This window comes from Streptomyces sp. RK62 (assembly GCF_018070255.1).
Classification (GTDB): Bacteria; Actinomycetota; Actinomycetes; order Streptomycetales; family Streptomycetaceae; genus Streptomyces; species Streptomyces nigra.
The window spans coordinates 20,901-41,886 of the sequence record NZ_JAGPYD010000016.1; the positions used below are offsets into that span (position 1 = coordinate 20,901).

General features: G+C 73.5%; 20 protein-coding genes. 12 read left to right on the forward strand and 8 right to left on the reverse strand.

Translation table 11 applies throughout. The annotated features are described in order from the left end of the window. Positions 1-17: 17 nt before the first annotated feature. Both KBY32_RS28000 and KBY32_RS28005 read left to right on the forward strand, forming a co-directional pair. On the forward strand, positions 18-452 hold the full coding sequence (locus tag KBY32_RS28000) for a VOC family protein (RefSeq protein WP_210982073.1): 435 nt from the start codon (positions 18-20) through the stop codon (positions 450-452). A gap of 46 nt (positions 453-498) precedes the next feature. Continuing rightward, positions 499-1,719, forward strand: a complete 1,221-nt coding sequence (locus KBY32_RS28005) for a cytochrome P450 (RefSeq protein WP_115504539.1) — start codon at positions 499-501, stop codon at positions 1,717-1,719. Positions 1,720-1,873: 154 nt separating this feature from the next. On the opposite strand, the gene KBY32_RS28010 is transcribed toward KBY32_RS28005, so the two are convergent. Continuing rightward, on the reverse strand, positions 1,874-3,478 hold the full coding sequence (locus KBY32_RS28010; RefSeq protein ID WP_210982074.1) for an ABC transporter permease: 1,605 nt from the start codon (positions 3,476-3,478) through the stop codon (positions 1,874-1,876). Continuing rightward, positions 3,475-4,389 carry an ABC transporter ATP-binding protein gene (locus tag KBY32_RS28015; RefSeq protein ID WP_210982075.1) on the reverse strand — a complete coding sequence of 305 codons (915 nt, stop codon included), beginning with the start codon at positions 4,387-4,389 and terminating at the stop codon, positions 3,475-3,477. Before KBY32_RS28015 ends, KBY32_RS28010 begins: the two co-directional genes overlap by 4 nt. Before the next feature lie 114 nt (positions 4,390-4,503). On the opposite strand from KBY32_RS28015, the gene KBY32_RS28020 reads away from it, so the two are divergent. Next, positions 4,504-5,007 (forward strand): MarR family transcriptional regulator, encoded by a 504-nt coding sequence (locus tag KBY32_RS28020; RefSeq protein WP_055621246.1) that lies wholly within the window; start codon positions 4,504-4,506, stop codon positions 5,005-5,007. Positions 5,008-5,067: 60 nt separating this feature from the next. Here KBY32_RS28020 and KBY32_RS28025 read toward each other — a convergent pair whose 3' ends face one another. Beyond that, positions 5,068-5,928 (reverse strand): diacylglycerol kinase family protein, encoded by an 861-nt coding sequence (locus tag KBY32_RS28025; RefSeq protein ID WP_210982076.1) that lies wholly within the window; start codon positions 5,926-5,928, stop codon positions 5,068-5,070. Between the two features lie 186 nt (positions 5,929-6,114). Between KBY32_RS28025 and KBY32_RS28030 the strand changes: the two genes are divergently transcribed. Next, complete coding sequence (locus KBY32_RS28030) at positions 6,115-7,398, forward strand: adenylosuccinate synthase (RefSeq protein ID WP_055621248.1); 1,284 nt, start codon at positions 6,115-6,117, stop codon at positions 7,396-7,398. Between the two features lie 58 nt (positions 7,399-7,456). On the opposite strand, the gene KBY32_RS28035 is transcribed toward KBY32_RS28030, so the two are convergent. Together KBY32_RS28035 and KBY32_RS28040 are read right to left on the reverse strand one after the other, a co-directional pair. After that, on the reverse strand, positions 7,457-9,841 hold the full coding sequence (locus tag KBY32_RS28035; RefSeq protein WP_210982077.1) for an ABC transporter permease: 2,385 nt from the start codon (positions 9,839-9,841) through the stop codon (positions 7,457-7,459). Beyond that, complete coding sequence (locus tag KBY32_RS28040; RefSeq protein ID WP_115504543.1) at positions 9,838-10,548, reverse strand: ABC transporter ATP-binding protein; 711 nt, start codon at positions 10,546-10,548, stop codon at positions 9,838-9,840. The genes KBY32_RS28035 and KBY32_RS28040 overlap by 4 nt, the downstream gene beginning before the upstream one ends. A gap of 211 nt (positions 10,549-10,759) precedes the next feature. On the opposite strand from KBY32_RS28040, the gene KBY32_RS28045 reads away from it, so the two are divergent. The 5 genes from KBY32_RS28045 (at position 10,760) to KBY32_RS28065 (ending at position 14,295) form a co-directional block, all read left to right on the forward strand. Beyond that, on the forward strand, positions 10,760-12,079 hold the full coding sequence (locus tag KBY32_RS28045) for a sensor histidine kinase (protein WP_247690104.1): 1,320 nt from the start codon (positions 10,760-10,762) through the stop codon (positions 12,077-12,079). Beyond that, positions 12,076-12,783, forward strand: a complete 708-nt coding sequence (locus tag KBY32_RS28050; protein ID WP_210982078.1) for a response regulator transcription factor — start codon at positions 12,076-12,078, stop codon at positions 12,781-12,783. Before KBY32_RS28045 ends, KBY32_RS28050 begins: the two co-directional genes overlap by 4 nt. A gap of 226 nt (positions 12,784-13,009) precedes the next feature. After that, positions 13,010-13,516: a hypothetical protein gene (locus KBY32_RS28055; protein ID WP_210982079.1), complete on the forward strand. Its 507-nt coding sequence runs from the start codon at positions 13,010-13,012 to the stop codon at positions 13,514-13,516. Positions 13,517-13,588: 72 nt separating this feature from the next. After that, the gene (locus tag KBY32_RS28060) at positions 13,589-13,855 is read left to right on the forward strand and encodes a hypothetical protein (RefSeq protein WP_234350823.1); all 267 of its coding nucleotides are present in this window, start codon (positions 13,589-13,591) and stop codon (positions 13,853-13,855) included. Then, a complete protein-coding gene (locus KBY32_RS28065) occupies positions 13,852-14,295 on the forward strand; it encodes a hypothetical protein (RefSeq protein WP_055621255.1) in 444 nt (147 codons plus the stop codon). Before KBY32_RS28060 ends, KBY32_RS28065 begins: the two co-directional genes overlap by 4 nt. Positions 14,296-14,340: 45 nt before the next feature. On the opposite strand, the gene KBY32_RS28070 is transcribed toward KBY32_RS28065, so the two are convergent. The 3 genes from KBY32_RS28070 to KBY32_RS28080 form a co-directional block, all read right to left on the reverse strand. Further along, a complete protein-coding gene (locus tag KBY32_RS28070; protein WP_055621256.1) occupies positions 14,341-14,991 on the reverse strand; it encodes a hypothetical protein in 651 nt (216 codons plus the stop codon). 364 nt (positions 14,992-15,355) lie between these two features. Further along, on the reverse strand, positions 15,356-16,057 hold the full coding sequence (locus KBY32_RS28075) for a GntR family transcriptional regulator (RefSeq protein ID WP_115504547.1): 702 nt from the start codon (positions 16,055-16,057) through the stop codon (positions 15,356-15,358). A gap of 145 nt (positions 16,058-16,202) precedes the next feature. Beyond that, a complete protein-coding gene (locus tag KBY32_RS28080; RefSeq protein WP_055621258.1) occupies positions 16,203-17,558 on the reverse strand; it encodes an aspartate aminotransferase family protein in 1,356 nt (451 codons plus the stop codon). Positions 17,559-17,742: 184 nt separating this feature from the next. Between KBY32_RS28080 and KBY32_RS28085 the strand changes: the two genes are divergently transcribed. The 3 genes from KBY32_RS28085 to KBY32_RS28095 all read left to right on the forward strand — a co-directional run bounded on the left by KBY32_RS28085 (position 17,743) and on the right by KBY32_RS28095 (position 20,986). Beyond that, positions 17,743-18,366 carry a type 1 glutamine amidotransferase family protein gene (locus KBY32_RS28085; protein WP_210982081.1) on the forward strand — a complete coding sequence of 208 codons (624 nt, stop codon included), beginning with the start codon at positions 17,743-17,745 and terminating at the stop codon, positions 18,364-18,366. Next, positions 18,363-18,821 carry a MarR family winged helix-turn-helix transcriptional regulator gene (locus KBY32_RS28090; RefSeq protein ID WP_108707962.1) on the forward strand — a complete coding sequence of 153 codons (459 nt, stop codon included), beginning with the start codon at positions 18,363-18,365 and terminating at the stop codon, positions 18,819-18,821. The genes KBY32_RS28085 and KBY32_RS28090 overlap by 4 nt, the downstream gene beginning before the upstream one ends. 77 nt (positions 18,822-18,898) lie before the next feature. Next, entirely contained in the window at positions 18,899-20,986 is a 2,088-nt protein-coding gene (locus KBY32_RS28095) for a serine/threonine-protein kinase (RefSeq protein ID WP_210982082.1), read from the forward strand.

Consider the following 20,986-nt stretch of genomic DNA (forward strand, 5'->3'; position numbering starts at 1 on the left):
GGGCTACGGTGACTTTCATGGAACAGCGCATCACCCTGATCACGCTGGGAGTCTGTGACCTCGCCCGTGCCAAGGCGTTCTACGCGGCGCTGGGCTGGCGGGGGCAGGAGGTCGAGGAGACCGTCTTCTTCCAGGCGGGCGGCCTCGGTCTGGTGCTGTGGAGCCGGGAGAAGCTGGCGCGGGACTGCGGGCTGGAGCCGGGGGAGCCCGGCGGGTTCGGCGGCATCGTCCTCGCCCACAACGTCCGCTCGCGGGACGAGGTCGACGCCCTGCTCGCGGCCGTGCCGGACGCGGGCGGGACGGTCACCAAGCCGGCGGCCGTCAACGTCGTCGGCTTCTACTCGGGGGCCTTCACGGACCCCGACGGGCACCCGTGGGAGGTCGCGCACAACCCGTCCTTCCCGCTGGCCGACGACGGCACGGTCACGCTCCCGGACTTCGGCGCCGCCTAGGGTGCCCCCCTGGTCAGGAGGGGGGACGGCGGTCTACCGTCCGTGCATGGCAGCTCCTTCCGACCTCGGTTTCGACCCCTGGGACCCGGCGTTCCTCGCCGACCCCTACCCCGCCTACGCCGAACTGCGGGCCCGGGGACGGGTGCACTGGTTCGAGCCCACGAACCAGTGGCTGGTCCCGCACCACGCCGACGTGTCGGCGCTGCTGCGCGACCGCCGGCTGGGGCGGACGTATCTGCACCGCTTCACCCACGAGGAGTTCGGGCGCAGCGCGCCGCCGCCGGAGCACGAGCCGTTCCACACGCTCAACGACCACGGCATGCTCGACCTGGAGCCGCCGGACCACACCCGGATCCGGCGCCTGGTGTCCAAGGCGTTCACCCCGCGCACGGTCGAGCGGCTGCGGCCGTACGTCCGCGACCTCGCGGGCGAGCTGGTGGCCGGGCTGGTCGAGCGGGGCGGCGGCGACCTGCTGACGGAGGTCGCCGAGCCGCTGCCGGTCGCCGTGATCGCGGAGATGCTCGGCATCCCGGAGTCCGACCGGGGACCGCTGAGGCCCTGGTCGGCGGACATCTGCGGGATGTACGAGCTGAACCCGCCGCCGGAGACGGCCGCGAAGGCGGTCCGCGCCTCGATCGAGTTCTCCGACTACCTGCGCGAGCTGATCGCGGCCCGCCGCAAGGAACCGGGCGACGACCTGATCTCCGGGCTGATCGCGGCCCACGACGAGGACGACCGGCTCACCGAGCAGGAGATGATCTCGACGGCGGTCCTGCTGCTCAACGCCGGGCACGAGGCCACGGTGAACGCCACCGTCAACGGCTGGTGGGCGCTGTTCCGCAACCCGGCCCAGCTCGCGGCCCTGCGCGCCGACCACTCCCTGATCCCCTCCGCGATCGAGGAGCTGATGCGCTACGACACCCCGCTCCAGCTCTTCGAGCGCTGGGTCCTGGACGACATCGAGATCGACGGCACCACGATCCCGCGCGGCGCCGAGATCGCCATGCTCTTCGGCTCCGCCAACCACGACCCGGAGGTCTTCACCGACCCGGAGCACCTGGACCTGACCCGCACGGAGAACCCGCACATCTCCTTCAGCGCGGGCATCCACTACTGCATCGGCGCCCCCCTGGCCCGCATCGAACTGGCGGCATCCATGTCGGCACTCCTGGACCAGGCGCCGACCCTGCGGGCGGCGGGGGAACCCGACCGCAAGCCGAACTTCGTGATCCGGGGTCTGGAGGGTTTGAGCGTCGAGCTGAGGTGATCACTCGTTCGTCTGATCGCTGAGCGAATCCCGATCGACGGCCGTCGGCGGCTCGTCATCCTGGTGCATGCCTGCGAAGGGAGGCACCATGACGGTTATGGCAGAGCGTGCACTCGACACCGATGAACTCAAGCAGTACGTCGACCGATAGCCCTCATGTGGTCATGTCCCGGTGCCGTAGGCCTGCCAACCCCGCGGTGACCAGTGTCGTCGCCAGTGCCAGCAGGGTCAGCACCGGCCTCCACTCCATTCCGCCGCCCGGCAGCTTCGGCAGATGCCCGAACGGGGACAGGTCCAGCACGGCCTGCGGCACGTCCAGCGCGGGGCCCACCCAGCCGATCAGCAGGATCGCGCCGGCCACCGCCCAGGCCGCCATCGCCGCCCGCGGGAGCAGGCCGTACAGCAGGACCGCCAGACCGCCGACGACCCAGACCGCGGGGAGCTGGACCAGGCAGGCGCCCAGGATCGGGCCGATCTCCTTGCCGTAGCCGACGGCGAAGCCCAGGCCGGCGAGGAGCATGATCAGGGCCGAGCCGGCGAAGGCGATCACCAGGTGACCGGCCGCCCAGCGCAGCCGGCCCACGGCGTTCGCGAGGATCGGCTCCGCCCGCATCGAGGTCTCTTCCCCGTGCAGCCGCAGGACCGACGCCACGACGTACAGGGCCGCGATCAGGCCCAGCATGCCGACCATCGACGCCAGGAAGGCGTCCGTCAGCCCGGCCTGGCCTCCCATGCGCTCGAAGATCTCGCGCGCGTTGTCGTTGTCGCCGACCAGGTCGGCCACCCCGTCGGTCAGCCCGCCGTAGATGACCCCGGCGAGGAAGAAGCCGATGCTCCAGCCGAGCACGCTGCCGCGCTGGAGGCGCCAGGCCAGCGCGCCCGCCGTGCCGAGGCGCCCGAGCGCGGGGCCCGGACGGGTGGGCAGGAAGCTCATCCCCACGTCCCGGCGCCCGGCGAGTTCGTACGCCACCACGCCCTGCACGAGGGCCGCCCCCGCGAACAGCGGCAGCACCCACCAGCGTTCGCTCGCGAACGGCCGCAGGTTCTCCAGCCAGCCCAGTGGCGACGCCCACGTCAGCGCGGACGAGCCGTCGTCCGACGCCGAGTCGCCCGCCGCGCGCAGCACGAACGCGGCGCCCAGCAGCCCGGCCGTCAGGCCCCGCGCCAGCCGGGCGCTCTCGGTGAACTGGGCGACGATCGCCGCCAGCGTGGCGAAGACCATGCCGACCCCGGCGAGCCCGAGCCCGAGCGCCAGGGCTCCCGTGGCGCCCTGGCCCGCGAGTCCGGCCGTGACCAGCAGGGCCAGTACGGCGTTCGCGACCACGGCCGTCAGCAGAGCGGCCGTCAGGGAGGCCCGGCGCCCCACCATCCCGGACGCGACCAGCTCCTGACGGCCGCTCTCCTCCTCGTCCCGGGTGTGCCGTACGACGAGGAGCATGCTGACCACGGCCGCGAGCGCGCCGGCGTAGACGCCGACCCGCCAGGCCGTCAGGGCGCCGATCGAGTCGCCGAAGACCGGGCCGATCAGCGCGCGGAAGGAGGCGTTGGTCGCGGTGTCCTGCACCAGGTTGGCGCGGTCGGCCGGGGTGGCGTACAGGTTCTCCAGCGTGTTCGGCATGGAGAGGACCATCAGCGCGTTCACCGCCACCCAGACCGGGATCATCACCCGGTCACGGCGCAGGGCGAAGCGCAGCAGGGTCCCGGTGCTGGCGAGCTGGCGCGAGCCGCCGTGCCGTGCCCCGAAAGCGGTGGCGGTCATCGGGCGGCCACCTCGTCCGTGTCGGCCTGGTAGTGCCGCAGGAACAGCTCCTCCAGGGTCGGCGGTGTCGAGGTCAGCGACCGTACGCCGGACTCGCTGAGCGAGCGCAGGACGGCGTCGAGCTTGTCGGTGTCGACCTGGAGCCGGACGCGGTGACCCTGGACGTCGAGGTCGTGGACGCCGGGCAGATGCGACAGCCCGTTGGGCGGCCCGGCCAGGTCGGCGGTGACGCTCGTGCGTGTCAGATGGCGCAGGTCGGCGAGGGAACCGCTCTCGACGGTGCGGCCCTTGCGGATGATGCTGACCCGGTCGCAGAGCTCCTCGACCTCGCTGAGGATGTGCGAGGACAGCAGGATCGTCCGGCCGCGGTCGCGCTCCTCCTCCACGCAGCGCTGGAAGACCTCCTCCATCAGCGGGTCCAGGCCCGAGGTCGGCTCGTCGAGGATCAGCAGATCGACGTCCGAGGCGAACGCGGCGACGAGGGCGACCTTCTGCCGGTTGCCCTTGGAGTAGGTGCGGCCCTTCTTCGTCGGGTCCAGCTCGAACCGTTCGATCAGGTCGGCGCGGCGCCGGGAGTCCAGCCCGCCGCGCAGCCGGCCGTAGAGATCGATGACCTCACCGCCCGACAGGTTCCGCCACAGCGTCACGTCCCCCGGCACGTAGGCGATCCGGCGGTGCACCTCCACCGCGTCCGTCCAGGGGTCGCGGCCGAGTACCTGGGCGCCGCCGGAGTCGGCCCGCAGCAGGCCGAGCAGGACGCGGATGGTGGTGGACTTTCCGGCGCCGTTCGGGCCGAGGAAGCCGTGGACCTCGCCCGTCTCGACGTCCAGGTCGAGGCCGTCCAGGGCGTGCGTCTTGCCGAACGACTTGTGCAGTCCGGATACCTCGATGGCGGGGTTTGCCTTCGTCATGGTTCAGAACGTACGCTTCCTTCAGAAATTTGTGAAGTTAAGGAAGCGTATAAATCGCGGATAGACTCGGGGACGGCGCGCGAGCTGGGCGGACGCAGGGGAGATGATCTACGAATGATGGAACCGAGCGAGGCGGGGCGGGACCCCGAGGCGGTGTCGAAATTCGTGGAGGCGTTCGCCGCGCAGCTCGTCGAGGCCGGGATGCAGCGCATGGCGGCGCGGGTGTTCGCCGCGCTCCTCGCGTCCGACTCCGGCACCATGAGCTCCGCCGAGCTCGGCGAACAGCTCCAGGTCAGCCCCGCCGCGATCTCCGGCGCCGTGCGCTACCTCGCCCAGGTCCACATGGTCTCCCGCGAGCGCGAACCGGGCTCACGGCGCGAGCGCTACCGGGTGCACAGCGACCAGTGGTACGAGGCGCTGACCAACCGCGACGCCGTCCTCAGGCGCTGGGGCCAGACCCTGCGCGAGGGCGTCGACAGCCTCGGCCCGGCGACCCCGGGCGGGCAGCGCATCGCCGAGACACTGGCCTTCTTCGAGTACCTGGAGGGCGAGCTCGCCCACCTGATGGAACGCTGGCGCGAACACCGCGACAAGACCTTCGGCCCGAGCGCCCCGTAGGACCTCGTCGGGGCCCGGCGGCATCGGGTAGGCCTTCAGCGGCCGTTGAGGCACCAGCCTTCAGCGGCCCGGCAGCACCAGCCGTAGCGCGCCTTCCCCCACCGTCCACGTGCGTCTGCGCACCGGCCCGGAGACCGCCGTGTCGGCGCGGTAGCGGAAGTGCGCCCCCGACACGGTCACCGTGCGGCCCTCGGCGCGCAGCGGGGACGCCTCCGCGCCCACCGAGGACGGCCGTACCTCCACCTCCGCCAGGCCCGCGAGCCCCGGCGTCACCGACACCGCCTCCACCGGCTGGTCGAGATCCACCAGCGTCGTCCCGTCGACCTCGACGCGCAGCCGCGACGGCCCCTGGGCGGCGGCCGGGGACGAGCCCTTCGGCGGCACCAGCGTCCGTACCAGCGACTGGCACGTCCGCAGCCACGGCCGTCCGGCACCCGGGCCCACCACGGTGGCCCCGTCCGGCGCGGCCGGGTCCCGTATCGGAGGTATCCGCAGCCCGCCCAGCACCACACCGTCGCTGTCGTCGACGAGCAGGTCCAGACGGCGCTCCACGCCGTCCAGGGCCGCCCGTGCCGCCGCCACCGCCCCCAGCGGCACCCCGAGGGACGCGGCCAGCGTCAGCGCGCCCCCGACGGGCACCACCGACAGCACGCATTCGGCCAGCTGCCGCTGCCGGTGCAGCAGCGACACCGCGCGCAGCAGAGCGCCGTCGTCGCCGATCACGACCGGCCGGCGCGCGCCGCGCCGGGCCAGGGCGCGGGCGAACTCGTCCGAGTCCTCCGGCAGGCACACCTTGGTGGTCGCACCCGCGCTGAGCACGTCTTTCGCGATGCGTACGGACTCTCCGTCCGTCGTGCGGGCTGCCGGATCGATCACCACCAGCAGCTGATCGGACCTCGCGAAAGTCGCCACCTCGGCCATGCCTCGCTTCCTCGGGTAGCATCTTTGTGCAAGAGCCCCTTGCGCTATTGCGCCAGGGGCTTCGTCTATTCCGGGGCATCCGGTCCGACGGTTTGCGGCCAACGAAGGTCGCCGGTGTATCACCCGCACACGTGCGGCGTACACCCCTGACCTTGGACATGCCCCGCCCGGAAGGGGTGTACGCGCGTGCCCGCACTTGTGCTGCTCGGTGCTCAGTGGGGTGACGAAGGCAAGGGAAAGGCGACGGACCTGCTAGGCGGCTCCGTCGACTATGTGGTGCGCTACCAGGGCGGCAACAACGCCGGCCACACGGTAGTCGTGGGTGATCAGAAGTACGCCCTCCACCTGCTCCCTTCCGGAATCCTGTCTCCCGGCTGCACGCCGGTCATCGGCAACGGCGTCGTCGTCGACCCGTCGGTCCTGCTCTCCGAGCTGAGCGGTCTGAACGAGCGTGGCGTCGACACGTCCAAGCTCCTCCTCAGCGGAAACGCGCACATCATCACGCCGTACAACGTGACGGTGGACAAGGTGACCGAGCGCTTCCTCGGCAAGCGGAAGATCGGCACCACGGGCCGGGGCATCGGCCCGACCTACGCCGACAAGATCAACCGCGTCGGCATCCGCGTGCAGGACCTGTACGACGAGTCGATCCTCACCCAGAAGGTCGAGGCGGCGCTCGACGTCAAGAACCAGATCCTCACCAAGCTCTACAACCGGCGCGCGATCGCCGTCGACCAGGTCGTCGAGGAGCTGCTGGACTACGCGGAGAAGCTGCGCCCGTACGTCGCCGACACCGTCCTCGTCATCAACGAGGCGCTGGAGAACGACAAGGTCGTCCTGTTCGAGGGCGGGCAGGGCACCCTGCTCGACATCGACCACGGCACGTACCCCTTCGTGACGTCCAGCAACCCGACCGCGGGCGGCGCCTGCACGGGTGCCGGCGTAGGTCCGACGAAGATCAGCCGGGTCATCGGCATCCTCAAGGCGTACACGACCCGTGTCGGCGCCGGTCCGTTCCCGACGGAGCTGTTCGACGAGGACGGCGAGGCGCTGCGCCGGATCGGCGGCGAGCGGGGCGTCACCACCGGCCGTGACCGGCGCTGCGGCTGGTTCGACGCGGTGATCGCCCGCTACGCGACCCGGGTCAACGGCCTGACGGACTTCTTCCTCACCAAGCTCGACGTCCTCACCGGCTGGGAGCAGATCCCGGTCTGCGTGGCCTACGAGATCGACGGCAAGCGGGTCGAGGAACTGCCGTACTCGCAGTCCGACTTCCACCACGCCAAGCCGGTCTACGAGATGCTGCCCGGCTGGTCCGAGGACATCTCGAAGGCGAAGTCGTTCTCCGACCTGCCGAAGAACGCCCAGGCGTACGTCAAGGCGCTGGAGGAGATGTCCGGCGCCCCGATCTCCGCGATCGGCGTGGGCCCGGGCCGGGACGAGACCATCGAGATCAACTCGTTCCTGTAGATCCACATGTGCGAGCGCCCGGCCGGAACTCCGGCCGGGCGCTCGCGCGTTCAGGCGCTCACTCGGTACGCAGTGCCACGGCCGCGTCCGTCCGGGCGGCCCGGCCCGCCGGGACCAGGGCGCCCGCCACCGCGACCACCACACCGCCCAGCAGGAGCACGGCCAGGACCGGTGAGGTGTGGACGTCGAGGTACGCGCCGGGCAGGTCCATCCCCACCGCGTCGCCCATCAGCGGCGTCACCCGCTGGTGCAGGGCGACACCGAGCGGGATCCCCGCGGCCGAGGCGACCACGCCGATACCGGCGACCGATGTGAGGACCATGCCGACGACTTGACGGGGCGTCATGCCCAGCGACTTGTGGACGCCGAGTTCGTGGACGCGGTCGCGGGTGTCGAGGACGACCGTGCTGAACACCCCCAGGCCCGCGACCGTCACCAGCAGCAGGGTGAGGGTGCCGATGAGCGCGTCCATGGCCGCGATCACGTCGGAGGAGCCGTCCCCGCCCGGGTGGGCGTACGCGCCGAGGGCGTCCAGGGCCTTGTTCAGGGAGGCCAGGTAGGCGTCCTCGGAGGTTCCCGGGTCCGGCTGGACGTAGAAGCCGGTCGGCCCGGCGTCCAGGCCCAGGGCAGTGAGGGTGCCGGCCGGGGTCAGCACGGTCATGCCGTCGTTCTCGGTGAAGAACGCCTCCCCGACGACCCGGACGGTGGTGCGGCGCCCGGCCTCCGTCAGGGTCAGGCGGTCGCCGAGCCCGATCCCGGCGGCGTCGAGGAAGCGCCGCGTGACCACCGCCTGGCCGGGCCCGGTCAGCCAGGTACCCGCGACCAGGTCGGGAGCGGCCCAGGAAGCGTCGCCCTCGTACCCGGTCACGACGGTCCGGCCGGCGACACCGGCCGCGCCCACCTCCGCCCGCGCGGTGCCGTAGAAGCGGCGGGTCCCCTCCTGGGCGCGCAGGACGGCGGCGACCTCGGCCGGGTCGGCGGCCGGCTTCTCCGGCCGGCCGGGACCCCGGACGACCTGCGCGCCGGGCGGCCCCTGCCCGCCTCCGACGGTGACGACGACCGGGGCGGTGGAGTCGAGCAGCCGGTGCGACTGCACGGCACCGAGGCTCAGCACCAGCCCGGCCGCGAAGGTGACCGTGACCGCCGCGACGGCCACCGCGGCGGCCGTCGTCAGCGAGCGGGCCGGGCGGGCGAACGGGTGCGCCAGACCGAGCCCGACCGGACGCGGCAACGGCAGCCGCCCGGTGAGCCGCCGGGCCGTCCGCCCCCGTACGCCGCCCGCCGCCCGCCCCACGGAGATCGCCTCCACCGTGCGCAGCCGGCCGGCGCGCAGTGCGGGCAGGAGGGCGGAGACGGCCACCAGCGCCAGGGTGGCGGCGGGCGCGGCCACATCGACCCACCAGGGCACCGACGCTGACGCGCCGCCGTACACGTCGCCGAGGTCGCCGAGCACCGGCCACGCCAGCACATTGCCGAGCGCCACCCCCAGCGCGCAGCCCAGCGCGGCCGGGACCAGCGCCTGGGCGACGTACGCCCGGACCACCTGGGCGGGGGTGAGACCGAGGGACTTGAGGACGCCGATACGCCGGGTGGCGGCGCCCACCGCGCCGCTGACGACGATGCCGACGATCAGCACCGACAGGATCAGACCGAGCACCCCGAAAGCGGCCACGAAGGGCACGAAGGCCAGCGCGTTGGCAAGCTGTTCCTGCCGGACGACGAGGTGGGACCGCGTCCCGGTCAGGGCGCCCGGCGGCACGGCGCCGGCGATCGTGTCGCGCGCCGCGGACATCCGCGTGTCCGTGCCGGCGTGCCGGAAGCGGTACAGCATCTCGAAGGTGCCGGCACCGGATCCGGGGGAGAGAGCCGCGGCCTGGGCGGGGGTCACCCAGGCGTCCGCGGTGCCGGTGACCGACCGGGCGAGGCCGACCACGGTCAGCGTCGGGCCGCCCGCCGCTCCGGGGAGGGCCAGCCGGGCCCCCGGCCGCAACGGCCACTCGTCCCCGGCCAGCACGATCTCGCCGGGCCCGGTGACCCAGCGGCCCGCGGTCAGCCGCAGGCGGTCGACCGGCCCTGCGGGGTCCGCGCGTCCGGTCACGCTCAGCGCGGGCAGGGTCACCCCGGCCGGCAGCGCGTCGGACGCCGAGACCGTGCGCGGACGAAGCCGCAGGGTGCGGAACGGTCCGGCCGCGGCCGTCACCCCCGACGCCCGTGCCGTGACCGCGAGTTCCCGCTCGCTGACCTCGCCGCCGTCGAACTGCGCGGCCAGATGGGCCCCGCGCCACTCGGCCATCGCCTGCTCGAAGGGGGCGCGGGACGCGGTGAGCACCCCGGTGGCCACGACCGAGGCGGCGACCGCGACGAGCGTCGTCAGCACCAGCACCACGGTCTGCGTCCGCCGCCGCCCGACGCCCGCCCGCACCACCTTGCCCAGGGCGCTCACCGGGCCACCGCCGGACGGACGTCCTGGGAGTCCCGGACGATCCGGCCGTCGACCAGCTCGATCGTCCGGGTCGCGCAGGACGCGGCGAGCCCCAGATCGTGGGTGACCAGCACGATCGTCTGCCCGTCCGCGTTGAGCGCGGCCAGCAGCTCCCGGACGTCGTCGCCGGACGCGGTGTCCAGCGCGCCGGTCGGCTCGTCGGCCAGCAGCAGCGGCGGACGGTTCATCAGGGCGCGGGCCACCGCGACACGCTGCCGCTCCCCGCCGGACAGCCGGCCGGGGTGGGCGTCCGCGTGCCGCTCGACACCGAGGTGGGCCAGCAGCTCCGCGGCGCGCCGCCGGGCCTCGGCGCGGGGCACCCCGGCGAGCTGGGCCGGCAACAGGACGTTGTCGGTGACCGTGAGGTCGTCCAGCAGGTTGAAGAACTGGAAGACCATGCCGATCCGGGTCCTGCGGTACCGCGCCGACGCGGCCTCGCCGAGCCGGTCCACCCGCAGCCCGTCGACGGTGACGCTCCCGCCGCTCGGCCGGTCCAGGCCCGCGATCAGGTTGAGCAGCGTCGACTTGCCGCTGCCCGACGGCCCGAGGACGGCCAGCGCCTCCCCGGCCCGCACGCTCAGGCTCACCCCGGCCAGCGCCGGCGGCCCCTCCCCGTACGTCCTGCTCACGTCGCGGATGTCGATCAGAGGCGGCGCGGTCGTGGTCATGGGCTCTCCCCGGCTGGTGCGGTCGGTCCGGCGTGACGCTAGGCGCGGGGGCGTGCCGGGCGCGTCGCCCTCGACGTCGAGAGCGGCTGCCGTACCGGGGGGACACGGCGGGGACGTCATCCCCGGGATGTACGAGGAGGATGTACGGTGCCGCGCGGCGGTCCCCGGCGGGAGGGATGTGCGTGTGCCGTGCCCTTGCGAGACTGGCGCCATGAGCGGGGTGGCCGGGGCAGCCGGGATGTTCGGACGGGCGGGTGCGGGGCGGCGGAGGGCCGCCGACACGGCCCTGCCGCGGTCGTCGCGGTGGATGTGGACGGCCGACGCGGTCCTGGCGCTCGTCCTGGCCCTTTGCACGGTCAGCGCGGCGCTCGATCAGGACGCCGCCGTGCAGGTGCCGCGGGTCGGCATGGGGGAGCCGGCCGTCCCGCCGCCCTTCGGGCCGCCGGACGTCCTCCCGGTCCCCTCGCCCGACCCTGGGGAACTGCTCCTCGCCGCGCTGACCGCACTGCCCCTGGTCGCCCGCCGTCGTTGTCCGCTGGCCGCGTTCTGGGCCGTGCTCGGGGCGACCCTGGTGTTCGGCCAGCGCACCGGCGCGACGGACGCGACCGTGTACGCCTTCCTGTCGTGCGTGGTCGCCGCGTACAGCGCCGCCGTGCACAGTCCGCGCCGCGTCCCGGCGCTGGCCGGCGTCGTGTTCGGCGCGGTGCTCATGGCGGTGTTCCACGAGGAGTACTTTCCGTACTTCACCCAGAGCTTCGTGCCGTTCCTGGTGCTGCTCGGGGTGGGACTCGGCGCGAACGCGATCCACACCTGGCAGCAGCGCGTGAGGGACCTCCAGGAACAGCAGGAGACGGCCACCCGACTCGCGGTCGAACGCGAACGCGCGCGGATCGCAAGGGAGTTGCACGACGTCGTCACCCACAATGTGAGTGTGATGGTGATCCAGGCGGGAGCGGCCCGGAAGGTGATGGACGCCGCACCGCACCGCGCCCGCGAGGCGCTGCTGGCCGTCGAGGCGGGCGGGCGCACCGCGATGGCCGAACTGCGCCACGTGATGGGCCTGCTGACGATGGACGGCGACGCGGGCCCGGACCCGGCCGCCGACACGGGCCTCGCCCCGCAGCCGGGTCTCGACCAGCTCGACGTGCTCGTGGACCGCGTCCGCGCGACCGGCGTCCCCGTCGAGCTGACCGTCACCGGTACCCCGGCGCCGTTGGCCGCCGGCCCCGGTCTGGCCGTGTACCGGGTTGTGCAGGAGGCGCTGACGAACGTCGTCAAGCACGCCGCCGGCGCGCGGGTGAATGTGTTCGTCGGCCACACACCCCAGGCCGTGCACGTGGAGGTGTCCAACACCGGGGGCACGGCCGCGACCCCGGCCGGCCCCGGTGGCGGCCGGGGCCTGCTCGGCCTGCGGGAGCGGCTCGCCGTCTACGGCGGCACGCTGGAGGCGGGCCCACGCCCGACGGGAGGCTTCCGGGTGCGCGCGGTCCTGCCCGTGCGGGAGGACCGGCCGGCCGAGGGGGTGTCGTGACCGGCGCCCCGCGTGTGGTGATCGCCGACGACCAGGCCCTGGTCCGCACCGGATTCGGGATGATCCTCACCGCCGACGGCATCGACGTGGTGGCGGAGGCGGCGGACGGCGGGGAGGCGGTCGCGGCGGTCGAGCGCACCCGCCCGGATCTCGTCCTCATGGACATCCGGATGCCGGGCCTCGACGGCCTGGAGGCCACCCGCCGCATCCTCTCCGGCGCGATCCCCGACCCGCCCCGCGTCCTGATCCTCACCACCTACGACCTCGACCGATACGTCTACGCCGCCCTCACCGCGGGCGCCACCGGCTTCCTCCTCAAGGACGTCACCCCGGAACACCTCGTGGCCGCCGTCCGGCTGGCGAGCACCGGCGACGGGCTGCTCGCCCCGGCCATCACCCGCCGCCTGGTCGAACGCTTCGTCACACAGGACACGGCGACCGCCGCGCTCCATCGCGACCTGGCGGTCCTCACCCCGCGCGAACGGCAGGTCCTCCAGTGCCTGGGCACGGGTCTCAGCAACGCCGAACTCGCCGCCCGGTTCGCCCTGAGCGAGGCCACGGTGAAGACCCACGTCGCCCGCATCCTGTCCAAGCTCCGGCTGCGGGACCGCGCGCAGGCGGTGGTGGTGGCGTACGAGACGGGGCTGGTCACGCCGGGCGGGGACACGACAGGAACGGCCGGCGGCCTTCACTCGCAGGAGTGAAGAACATCAACTTCCGCCTGGAAAAAGGCGGTTTCGGCTTGCGCGCGTCGCTCTGCGTGGCCTTAGAGTCACGCCAACAGGAACGCCCCCGCGGTGCGCCAACACCCGGGGGCTCGACACCAGGAGCTTCCACCTCCCAATGCGTGGTCATCGTACGACGCCTGCGCGCGTCATTTCAGGCCTGTCCGCCGACCTTCTGGGCGATCGCGGCACCTTCTGGTGCGCGGTGAGCGTACTGACGTACCTCCCGGCCTTCCCGAACAGCGTCCGTGTCCTCCTCCGGGTGCTCGCCGACGTGTGGGCCGACGGGCGGTCGCGGGTCGCCTCGACTCTGCGTGAGCTGGACGAACTCCGGTATCGGCGGCGTGTGGTGGGGGGCGCGGCGGGTGCGGCCCCTGTTCCCCAACTCCCCGTCGTTCACACGGTGTTCGAGGTGCCGTGCGACGCGGCTCCACGAACGGGTGAAATCGAAAAAGTTCCGCGCCGGCAGGTGCCGCCGGGCGCGCGGACCGCCGCTGCGGCCCGTCTGCTGCTCACCTTCGGGGACTACGACCGGCGCCTCACCCTCTCCGGCGCCGAGGCGCGGCGGCTCGCCCCGCTGGTCGAGGAGTGGTGGCGGCGGGGCGCGAGCGACGCGCTGATCCGCAGGGCGGTGACCTGGGGTGCCCCGCCGTTCCTGCCGTCGGCCTACGGCCACACGGAGGCCCGGCTGCGCGCCGGGCGGTCCTTCTAGCGAAAGGGAACGTGTTCGATGACTGTCGTATCGGAGCGGCCCGAGGTGGTATACCGCCGGTATACTGTCCTCATGGCCGACACCACGATCAAGGTTGACCCCGCCGTCCGCGACCGGCTGCAGGAGCTGGCCCGGGAGCGCGGGATGAGCATGCGGGACTTCGTGGCGGAGCTGGCCGGGGCCACGCCCACCAAGGAAGAGCTGCGGAAGCGGTACGAGGAGACCAAGGCGTACGTCGAGGAGCACTTCCTCGGGAGGCCGTACACCGAGGACGACGAGCGGGCCGGGGAGAAGCTGTGGGCGGACCTCGAGACCGGGCGCATCGGAGAGGTCCAGTGACCGACGAGAAGCGGTACCCGCTGCCGCGCGCCGTCATCCTCGACGACACGGCCGCCCTCGCCCTGGGCGCGGGGAACAGCATGGCTTCGCGCCTGGTCGTCGAGGCGCAGAAGAACCCCGCCCTGCGGGTCTACATCCCGGCACTGAGCCTCGCCGCCGCCGAGCGTGAGCGAGCCGGGGTCGCCGAGCACCTGGGCGCTCTGCCGTCGGTCCATGTCGAGGGGCTCGACTTCCCCGCAGCCGCCGCTGTGGGCAAGCGACTGCGGACGGCCGATGCCGGTGACGAGGGCAAGGACGAGGCGGACTGGAGCGGTGCGCATGTGCTGCATCTCGCCCTGCCCACCGTCGAGTGGCCGCGCGGACGCCCCGTCCTGACCAGAACGCCGACCCGCTACCAGGGCACCGGCATCCGCACCATCCGCATCGTCGAGCAGCACTGACCGGCTCGGGGAGGGGGACGACCGAGCGCCCCCTCCCCGGAACGGTCAGCTGAAGACGATCATCGAGCCCTGCGCCAGGCTCCGCGTCGCCGCCGCGTGCAGGCCCAGCCACACATGCCGTTCGCGGGCGAAGGGGCTCGGGTCGTAGGGGGCGGGGACGGCCGGTTCCTCCAGGGCCGTCGGCGCGAGCGGGGGCTGCGGCGGCGCGGGCGGGTTCGCCGGGTCGATGCCGATGACCTGCGCCACCGCCTCCAGTTCACGCAGCAGCGCCTGCGAGGAGCCCAGCGGTCCGCCGCCCGCGAGAAGGTCGTCGTCGGCCAGCGGATGCGGGAAGTCGACGGGGACGTAGGCGCCCGCGTGGTCGTAGTGCCAGACCAGATGGGACTGCTGGGCCGTCGACTCGAACATCTCCAGCAACTGCTCGTAGTCGCCGCCGAGTTCGTCGACCGGCGTCACGGGCAGCCCGCACACCTGGAGGAGATACGCCCGGCGCAGGAAGTGCAGCGCGTCGTAGTCGAAACCGGCGACCGGGGCGACGTCGCCGGACAGGCCCGGCATGTACTGGTACACCGGCACCGGCGGCAGCCCGGCCTCGGCGAGCACCTTGTTGTATTGCGCGAGTTCCTCGGCGAACGGGTTGTCGGGGGTGTGGCACAACACGTCGACGAGCGGTACCAGCCACAGGTCACAGGCCAAAAGAGGGCTCCTCACACAACGGTCGCACAACGTGGCAAAGGCGTAGCACGGTGGTCAGGGAAGGATAGACAGTGCCGCTCACGGACGTCCCGGTCCGTGGAGGTCCCATACCCATACTCCGTCCACCCACCTGCCGGGCGGGCCCACCAGTTTGCGCACGGTCTCCCGCCGCGCGCCGGCGTTCGGCCGCGGGGCCGCGACGAGCCCCCGGCGAGCCGGATCCGGGGGTCCTCGCGGGCGGTGACGAGTCCGGCGGTGCCGTCGGTGGACCCGTCGTCCACGGGGACCACCACGGAGAGTTCGGGCGTGCCGGAGCCGGGCCGCCGGTCGTCCGTGGACGCCTCCGGCAGGCCGTGCCGGTGGCTCATCCGGCCGCCAGCCGCTCGATCAGGGCGAGCGCCTCCTGATCGTGGGCGGCGATGACGGCCCGGGCCGTGGCGAGGTCCCGGCGGGCGAGGGCGTCGGTCAGCTCGATGTGACGGGCCCACAGATGCCCGCGCAGATCGTGCAGCCGGCGCAGATGCTGCACCGTGCACACCCAGGCCTGGACGCGCAGCCGGTGCAGGAAGTCGGCGAGATAGGGGTTGCCGAACAGGGCGCCCAACTCCCGCCAGAAGCGCAGGTCGTAGCCGACGAGCACGGTGAGGTCGCCGGCGCCGGCGGCGCGCTGCGCCTCCTCGGCGCGGCGGCGCACCCCGGCGACGGCGGCGGCGACGCGCGGGTCGTCCGGGTCGCGGCGGCCCGTCATGTCCCGGTCCAGGACCTGGAACATGCCCTCGATGACCAGCGCGCGGGCCTCGACGATGCCGCGGTGGTCGTCGACGGTGTACTCGTGCACGCGGAAGCCGCGGTGCTGGTCCGCCTCCAGCAGCCCCTGCGCGGACAGGTCGACCAGGGCCTCGCGGACCGGGGTGGCGGAGACGCCGTACTGCTCGGCGATCTCCTTGACGGTGAACTCCCGCCCCGCCTGCAGCCGGCCGGCCAGCACCTCGTCCCGCAGGGCGTCCGCGAGCTGCTGCCGCAGGGTGCTCCGTGTCACGGAGCCGGTGCCGCCGATCCCGGCCATGGTCAGGGCGTCTCCCGTCGATCGCGATGAGGTGGCGTGCACGTGTCCGAGTGCACGTACATGTCTACGAGCACGCCACCTTACGCGTTCGGCCGCGACGGGAGTTTTCGCGACGGCACCTTCCTCGCCGGCGTCGCCCCCGGCGCTATTCGGTGAAGGTGTCCGCCACGCTCAGGGCGGCGTCCAGGGCGGCCAGACCCTCCTTCAGCTCGGCCTCCGAGACGTTGCAGGGCGGCACGACATGGGTGCGGTTCATGTTCACGAAGGGCCAGACGCCGTGCTCCTTCGCGGCGGCGGCGAAGGCCGCCATCGGCGCGTTCGCCTCACCGGCCGCGTTGTACGGCACCAGCGGCTCGCGGGTCTCCCGGCTGCGGACCAGCTCGACGGCCCAGAACATGCCGGTGCCGCGCACCTCCCCGACGCTCGGGTGCCGTTCGGCCAGGTCGGCGAGGGCGGGGCCGACGACCGTACGGCCGAGTCGCGCGGCGTTCTCGACGACGCCCTCCTCGGCCATCACCTGGATCGTGGCGACGGCGGCGGCGCAGGCCAGCGGGTGCCCGGAGTAGGTGAGGCCGCCCGGGTAGGGGCGGCGCGCGAAGGTCTGCGCGATCTCCTCGGAGATGGCGACACCGCCGAGCGGCACATAACCGGAGTTCACGCCCTTGGCGAAGGTCATCAGGTCGGGCACGACACCGAAGAGGTCGGCGGCGAACCACTCACCGGTCCGTCCGAACCCGGCCATCACCTCGTCCAGGACGAAGACGATCCCGTACTTGTCGCAGATCTCCCGGACCCCGGCGAGGTAGCCGGCCGGCGGGACCATGATCCCGGCCGTGCCGGGGATGGTCTCCAGGATGATCGCGGCGATGGTGCCGGGCCCCTCGAAGGCGATCGTCGTCTCCAGGTGCTCCAGCGCGCGGGCGCACTCCTGCTCCTCGGTCTCGGCGTAGAAGCGGGAGCGGTAGAGGTAGGGCGCCCAGAAGTGCACGACGCCGGCGGTGCCGCTGTCGGACGGCCAGCGGCGCGGGTCGCCGGTGAGGTTCACGGCCTGCTGGGTGCCGCCGTGGTACGAGCGGTACGCCGACAGGACCTTGGGGCGGCCGGTGTGCAGCCGGGCCATCCGGGTGGCGTGCTCCACGGCGTCCGCGCCGCCGTTGGTGAAGAAGATCTTGTCCAGGTCGCCGGGCGTGCGCTCGGCGATCAGCCGGGCCGCCTCCGAGCGCGCCTCGATCGCGAAGGCGGGCGCGAACGTCGTCATCCGCGCGGCCTGCTCCTGGATCGCGGCGACGACCTTCGGGTGCTGGTAGCCGACGTTGGTGTAGACGAGCCCGCTGGTGAAGTCCAGGTAGCGCCTGCCGTCGTAGTCCCAGAAGTACGACCCCTCCGCACCGGCGACGGCGAGCGGGTCGATGAGCTCCTGCGCGGACCAGGAGTGGAACACGTGCGCGCGGTCCGCGGCCTTCACGGCGGCGCCTGCCTGGGGGTGGGGCTGAGGGGTCATGCGCCCGAGGGTAGGGAGGGGCGGCCCGGACGCGGTATCGGCGTCCTGTCCCGCGGTCCGGGGTTTTTGACGACACCTTGTCGACGTGTGCGGCCGTCCCGCATCGGCATGTGTTGACAGCAGGCTGTCCAAAAGACAGAATGCTGTCATCTTCGAGGGTCGGTCCTCGTCTCCAGGAGGAGCCATGAGCAGCAGCACCGGCACCACCCGCAAGCCCGTGTACCTCGCCGTCTACGACACCCTCGCCGACTGGGAGACCGGTCATGCCACCGCCCAGCTCGCCCGGGCCGGTTACGAGATCCGTACCGTCGGCCCCACCCGGGAGCCCGTCAGGAGCGTCGGCGGGCTGCGTGTCCAGCCCGACCTGGCCCTGGCCGACGTCCGGCCGTCCGACGCTGCCCTGCTGATCCTCCCGGGCGCCGACCTGTGGGACGCCGGCGACGACCTCGCGCCCTTCGCCCGCACCGCCCGCGCCTTCCTGGACGCCGGGGTGCCGGTGGCCGCGATCTGCGGGGCGGCGGCCGGACTGGCCCGCGAGGGCCTGCTCGACGACCGGGACCACACCAGCGCCGTCTCCTTCTATCTGGCGGCCACCGGATACGGCGGCGGCGAGCGGTACGTCGACGCCGACGCCGTCACCGACGGGGGACTCGTCACCGCAGGACCCACCGAACCCGTCGCCTTCGCCCGGGAGATCCTGCGTCTGCTCCACGTCTACGACGACGAGGCCGTCGACGCCTGGTACCGGCTCTTCCACGACTCCGACGCCGGCGCGTACGCCGTCCTCGAGAAGGCCGGCGTGCTGTGAGCCGGGCCCGTCAGGACCTGCTCAGCCGGAGCGCGCTCGGGGTCTTCCGGCTCAACGGGCAGTTCCTCGCGGTCGCCGAGGAGCTGGCCCGGCCCGCCGGGCTGACGGCCTCCTGGTGGCAGGTGCTCGGGGCGGTCCTGCGCGAGCCCCTGCCCGTCGCCGGGGTGGCCCGCGCCATGGGCATCACCCGGCAGAGCGTGCAGCGCGTCGCCGACCTGCTGGTGGACAAGGGCCTCGCCGAGTACCGGCCCAACCCGGCGCACCGGCGCGCCAAGCTCCTCGCGCCCACCGACGCCGGGCGCGCGGCGGTCGCCCGGATCGACCCCGGTCACGCGGCCTTCGCGGACCGGCTGGCCGAGGCCATGGGCGAGGAGGAACTCGCGGAGGCCGTCCGTGTGCTGGAACGGCTGTCGGACGTGCTGGAGCGGACCGGCCTGCCCGTTACCGAACCGTAGAGGCCGCCCCGCTCACCTCGCCGGACGCCGCACTATCGTGGGGCCGACGCATAGGCGGGGGCTGTTGGGGGCGTGCGATGGAGAAGCTGGGGCCGGGGGATCCGCCACAGATCGGGGCGTATCGGCTGCTGGCGCGGCTCGGCGCGGGCGGCATGGGGGACGTGTACCTCGCCCGGTCGGACCGCGGGCGCACCGTCGCCGTGAAACTGGTCCGGCGCGAGCTGGCCGCACAGGACGAGTTCCGGGCCCGGTTCCGGCAGGAGGTGCGGGCCGCCCGGCAGGTCGGCGGGTTCTGGACCGCGCCCGTGCTCGACGCGGACACCGAGGCCGAGGTGCCCTGGGTCGCCACCGGCTATGTCGCCGGGCCGAGCCTGCAGCAGGTCGTCGGCCATGACCACGGGGCGCTGCCCGAGCGGTCGGTGCGGATCCTCGCGGCCGGTCTGTCACACGCCCTGCAGGACATCCACGCCGCCGGGATAGTGCACCGCGACCTGAAGCCGTCCAATGTCCTCGTCACCATCGACGGGCCCCGCGTCATCGACTTCGGGATCGCCCGGGCGCTGGAGTCGGTCGACGAGACCGGCCTCACCCGCACCGGCTCGCTCATCGGCTCGCCCGGCTTCATGGCGCCCGAGCAGGTGCGCGGCGACCGGATCACCCCGGCCTGCGACGTGTTCTGCCTGGGCTCGGTGCTCGCGTACGCGGCCACCGGCAGGCTGCCCTTCGGCTCGCTCGAGAGCGGGGCGCACGCCGTGATGTTCCGTATCGCCCAGGACGAGCCCGACCTGGAGGGCGTGCCCGAGGGGGTCGCCGAACTGGTCCGCGACTGTCTGCGCAAGGCGCCGGAGGCCCGGCCCTCGCTGGACGTGATCCTGGAGCGCACGGGCGCCGAGGACACCGTCTCCGGGGGCCGCTCCCGTGACCCCTGGCTGCCGAGCGCCCTGGTCGCCCAGCTCGGACGGCACGCGGTACGGCTGCTGGACGCGGAGGATCCGGTGCCGGCGCCGGCTGGTCCGGCGGAGGGCGGTGCGCCTTCGGCACCGGCAGCCGGAAAGGCCGCCCCTGCCGCCGCACCGGGCCCGGCCTCCTCCGGTGCCGCATCCCCGCAAGCCCCCGCACGGCCCGGCGCCGCGTCCCCGGGCACGCCCGCCGGTCCCGCGTCCCAGGGCGCCCCCTCGGGCCCCGGCCCCGAGGAACCCACTCCCGCCGCCTCCCCCGAGCACGCGCCCGCCGGTCCGGCGACGCCCCCGCACCAGTTGCCGACCGTCGCCGCCCAGCAGGGCGGTCTCAGCACCCCGCCGCCGGGCCCGCCCGGCACACCCGGCCGGCCCGGTCCGGCGGGTCCGCCCGGTCCGCCGAGTACACCCGCCCCGGCCCACCCCGGCTACGGCGTCCCGCAGCAGCATCCGCAGCAGCACGCGTACGGCTATCCGCCGGCCGGCCCCAACCCGCCGTACCAGCAGGCGTCCCACGGACAGGCCCCCGCGCTCGGCGCCACCCCGCCGTACGGGCCGACCCCGCCGTACGGCCCGGGTTCGCCGTACGGGCCCCCGGCGGCGTACGACCCGGCCTACCCGGCGCCGCCCGAGGGCGGGGGCCGTGGGGGGCGGTCCACCGTGGTGCTGGTGATCGTGGCCCTGGTCGTGGCGCTCGCCGCGGGCGGCTCGGTCTACGCGATGATGAGCGGCGGTCACGAGGACGAGGGCGGCGGCCGGCCGACCCCCGCGCCCACCACCGCCGGTGCCACCGAGGACCCGTCCGGCGATCCGACGACCGCCTCCCCGACGCCGTCCCCGAGCCAGTCGGCGGACGACGGCGCGATCCCCGCCGAGATGCTGGGCACCTGGACCGCCTCGATCGCCGGCGCCGACGGCGCGAGCAGCCGCCGGCTGACCCTGCGGCAGGGCGAGGTGGGCGACACCGTCCTCACCCTCGTCGCCGACGGGCCCGCCGGGAGCGGCACCTACCACTGCGAGTTCAGCGCGGCCCTGTCCGCCGAGCCCAACCCGGACGGCACCCTGCCGATCGGCCCGTCCACGGTGACCGCCGGCGAAGCCCCCACCTGCTCCCCGGGCAAGGCCACGCAGATCAGGCTGCTGCCCGACGGCAGGCTGGAGCGGGTGACCGTGGGCAGCGGCGAGAAGCTGACCTACACGAAGCAGTGA

What these genes read in the sequence shown, in the direction of transcription:
- KBY32_RS28000 (WP_210982073.1), top strand. Translation starts at nt 18, where the DNA reads ATGGAACAGCGCATCACCCTGATCACGCTGGGAGTCTGTGACCTCGCC.
- KBY32_RS28005 (WP_115504539.1), top strand. Translation starts at nt 499, where the DNA reads ATGGCAGCTCCTTCCGACCTCGGTTTCGACCCCTGGGACCCGGCGTTC.
- KBY32_RS28010 (WP_210982074.1), bottom strand. Translation starts at nt 3,478, where the DNA reads ATGACCGCCACCGCTTTCGGGGCACGGCACGGCGGCTCGCGCCAGCTC.
- KBY32_RS28015 (WP_210982075.1), bottom strand. Translation starts at nt 4,389, where the DNA reads ATGACGAAGGCAAACCCCGCCATCGAGGTATCCGGACTGCACAAGTCG.
- KBY32_RS28020 (WP_055621246.1), top strand. Translation starts at nt 4,504, where the DNA reads ATGATGGAACCGAGCGAGGCGGGGCGGGACCCCGAGGCGGTGTCGAAA.
- KBY32_RS28025 (WP_210982076.1), bottom strand. Translation starts at nt 5,928, where the DNA reads ATGGCCGAGGTGGCGACTTTCGCGAGGTCCGATCAGCTGCTGGTGGTG.
- KBY32_RS28040 (WP_115504543.1), bottom strand. Translation starts at nt 10,548, where the DNA reads ATGACCACGACCGCGCCGCCTCTGATCGACATCCGCGACGTGAGCAGG.
- KBY32_RS28045 (WP_247690104.1), top strand. Translation starts at nt 10,760, where the DNA reads ATGAGCGGGGTGGCCGGGGCAGCCGGGATGTTCGGACGGGCGGGTGCG.
- KBY32_RS28060 (WP_234350823.1), top strand. Translation starts at nt 13,589, where the DNA reads ATGGCCGACACCACGATCAAGGTTGACCCCGCCGTCCGCGACCGGCTG.
- KBY32_RS28075 (WP_115504547.1), bottom strand. Translation starts at nt 16,057, where the DNA reads ATGGCCGGGATCGGCGGCACCGGCTCCGTGACACGGAGCACCCTGCGG.
- KBY32_RS28080 (WP_055621258.1), bottom strand. Translation starts at nt 17,558, where the DNA reads ATGACCCCTCAGCCCCACCCCCAGGCAGGCGCCGCCGTGAAGGCCGCG.
- KBY32_RS28085 (WP_210982081.1), top strand. Translation starts at nt 17,743, where the DNA reads ATGAGCAGCAGCACCGGCACCACCCGCAAGCCCGTGTACCTCGCCGTC.
- KBY32_RS28095 (WP_210982082.1), top strand. Translation starts at nt 18,899, where the DNA reads ATGGAGAAGCTGGGGCCGGGGGATCCGCCACAGATCGGGGCGTATCGG.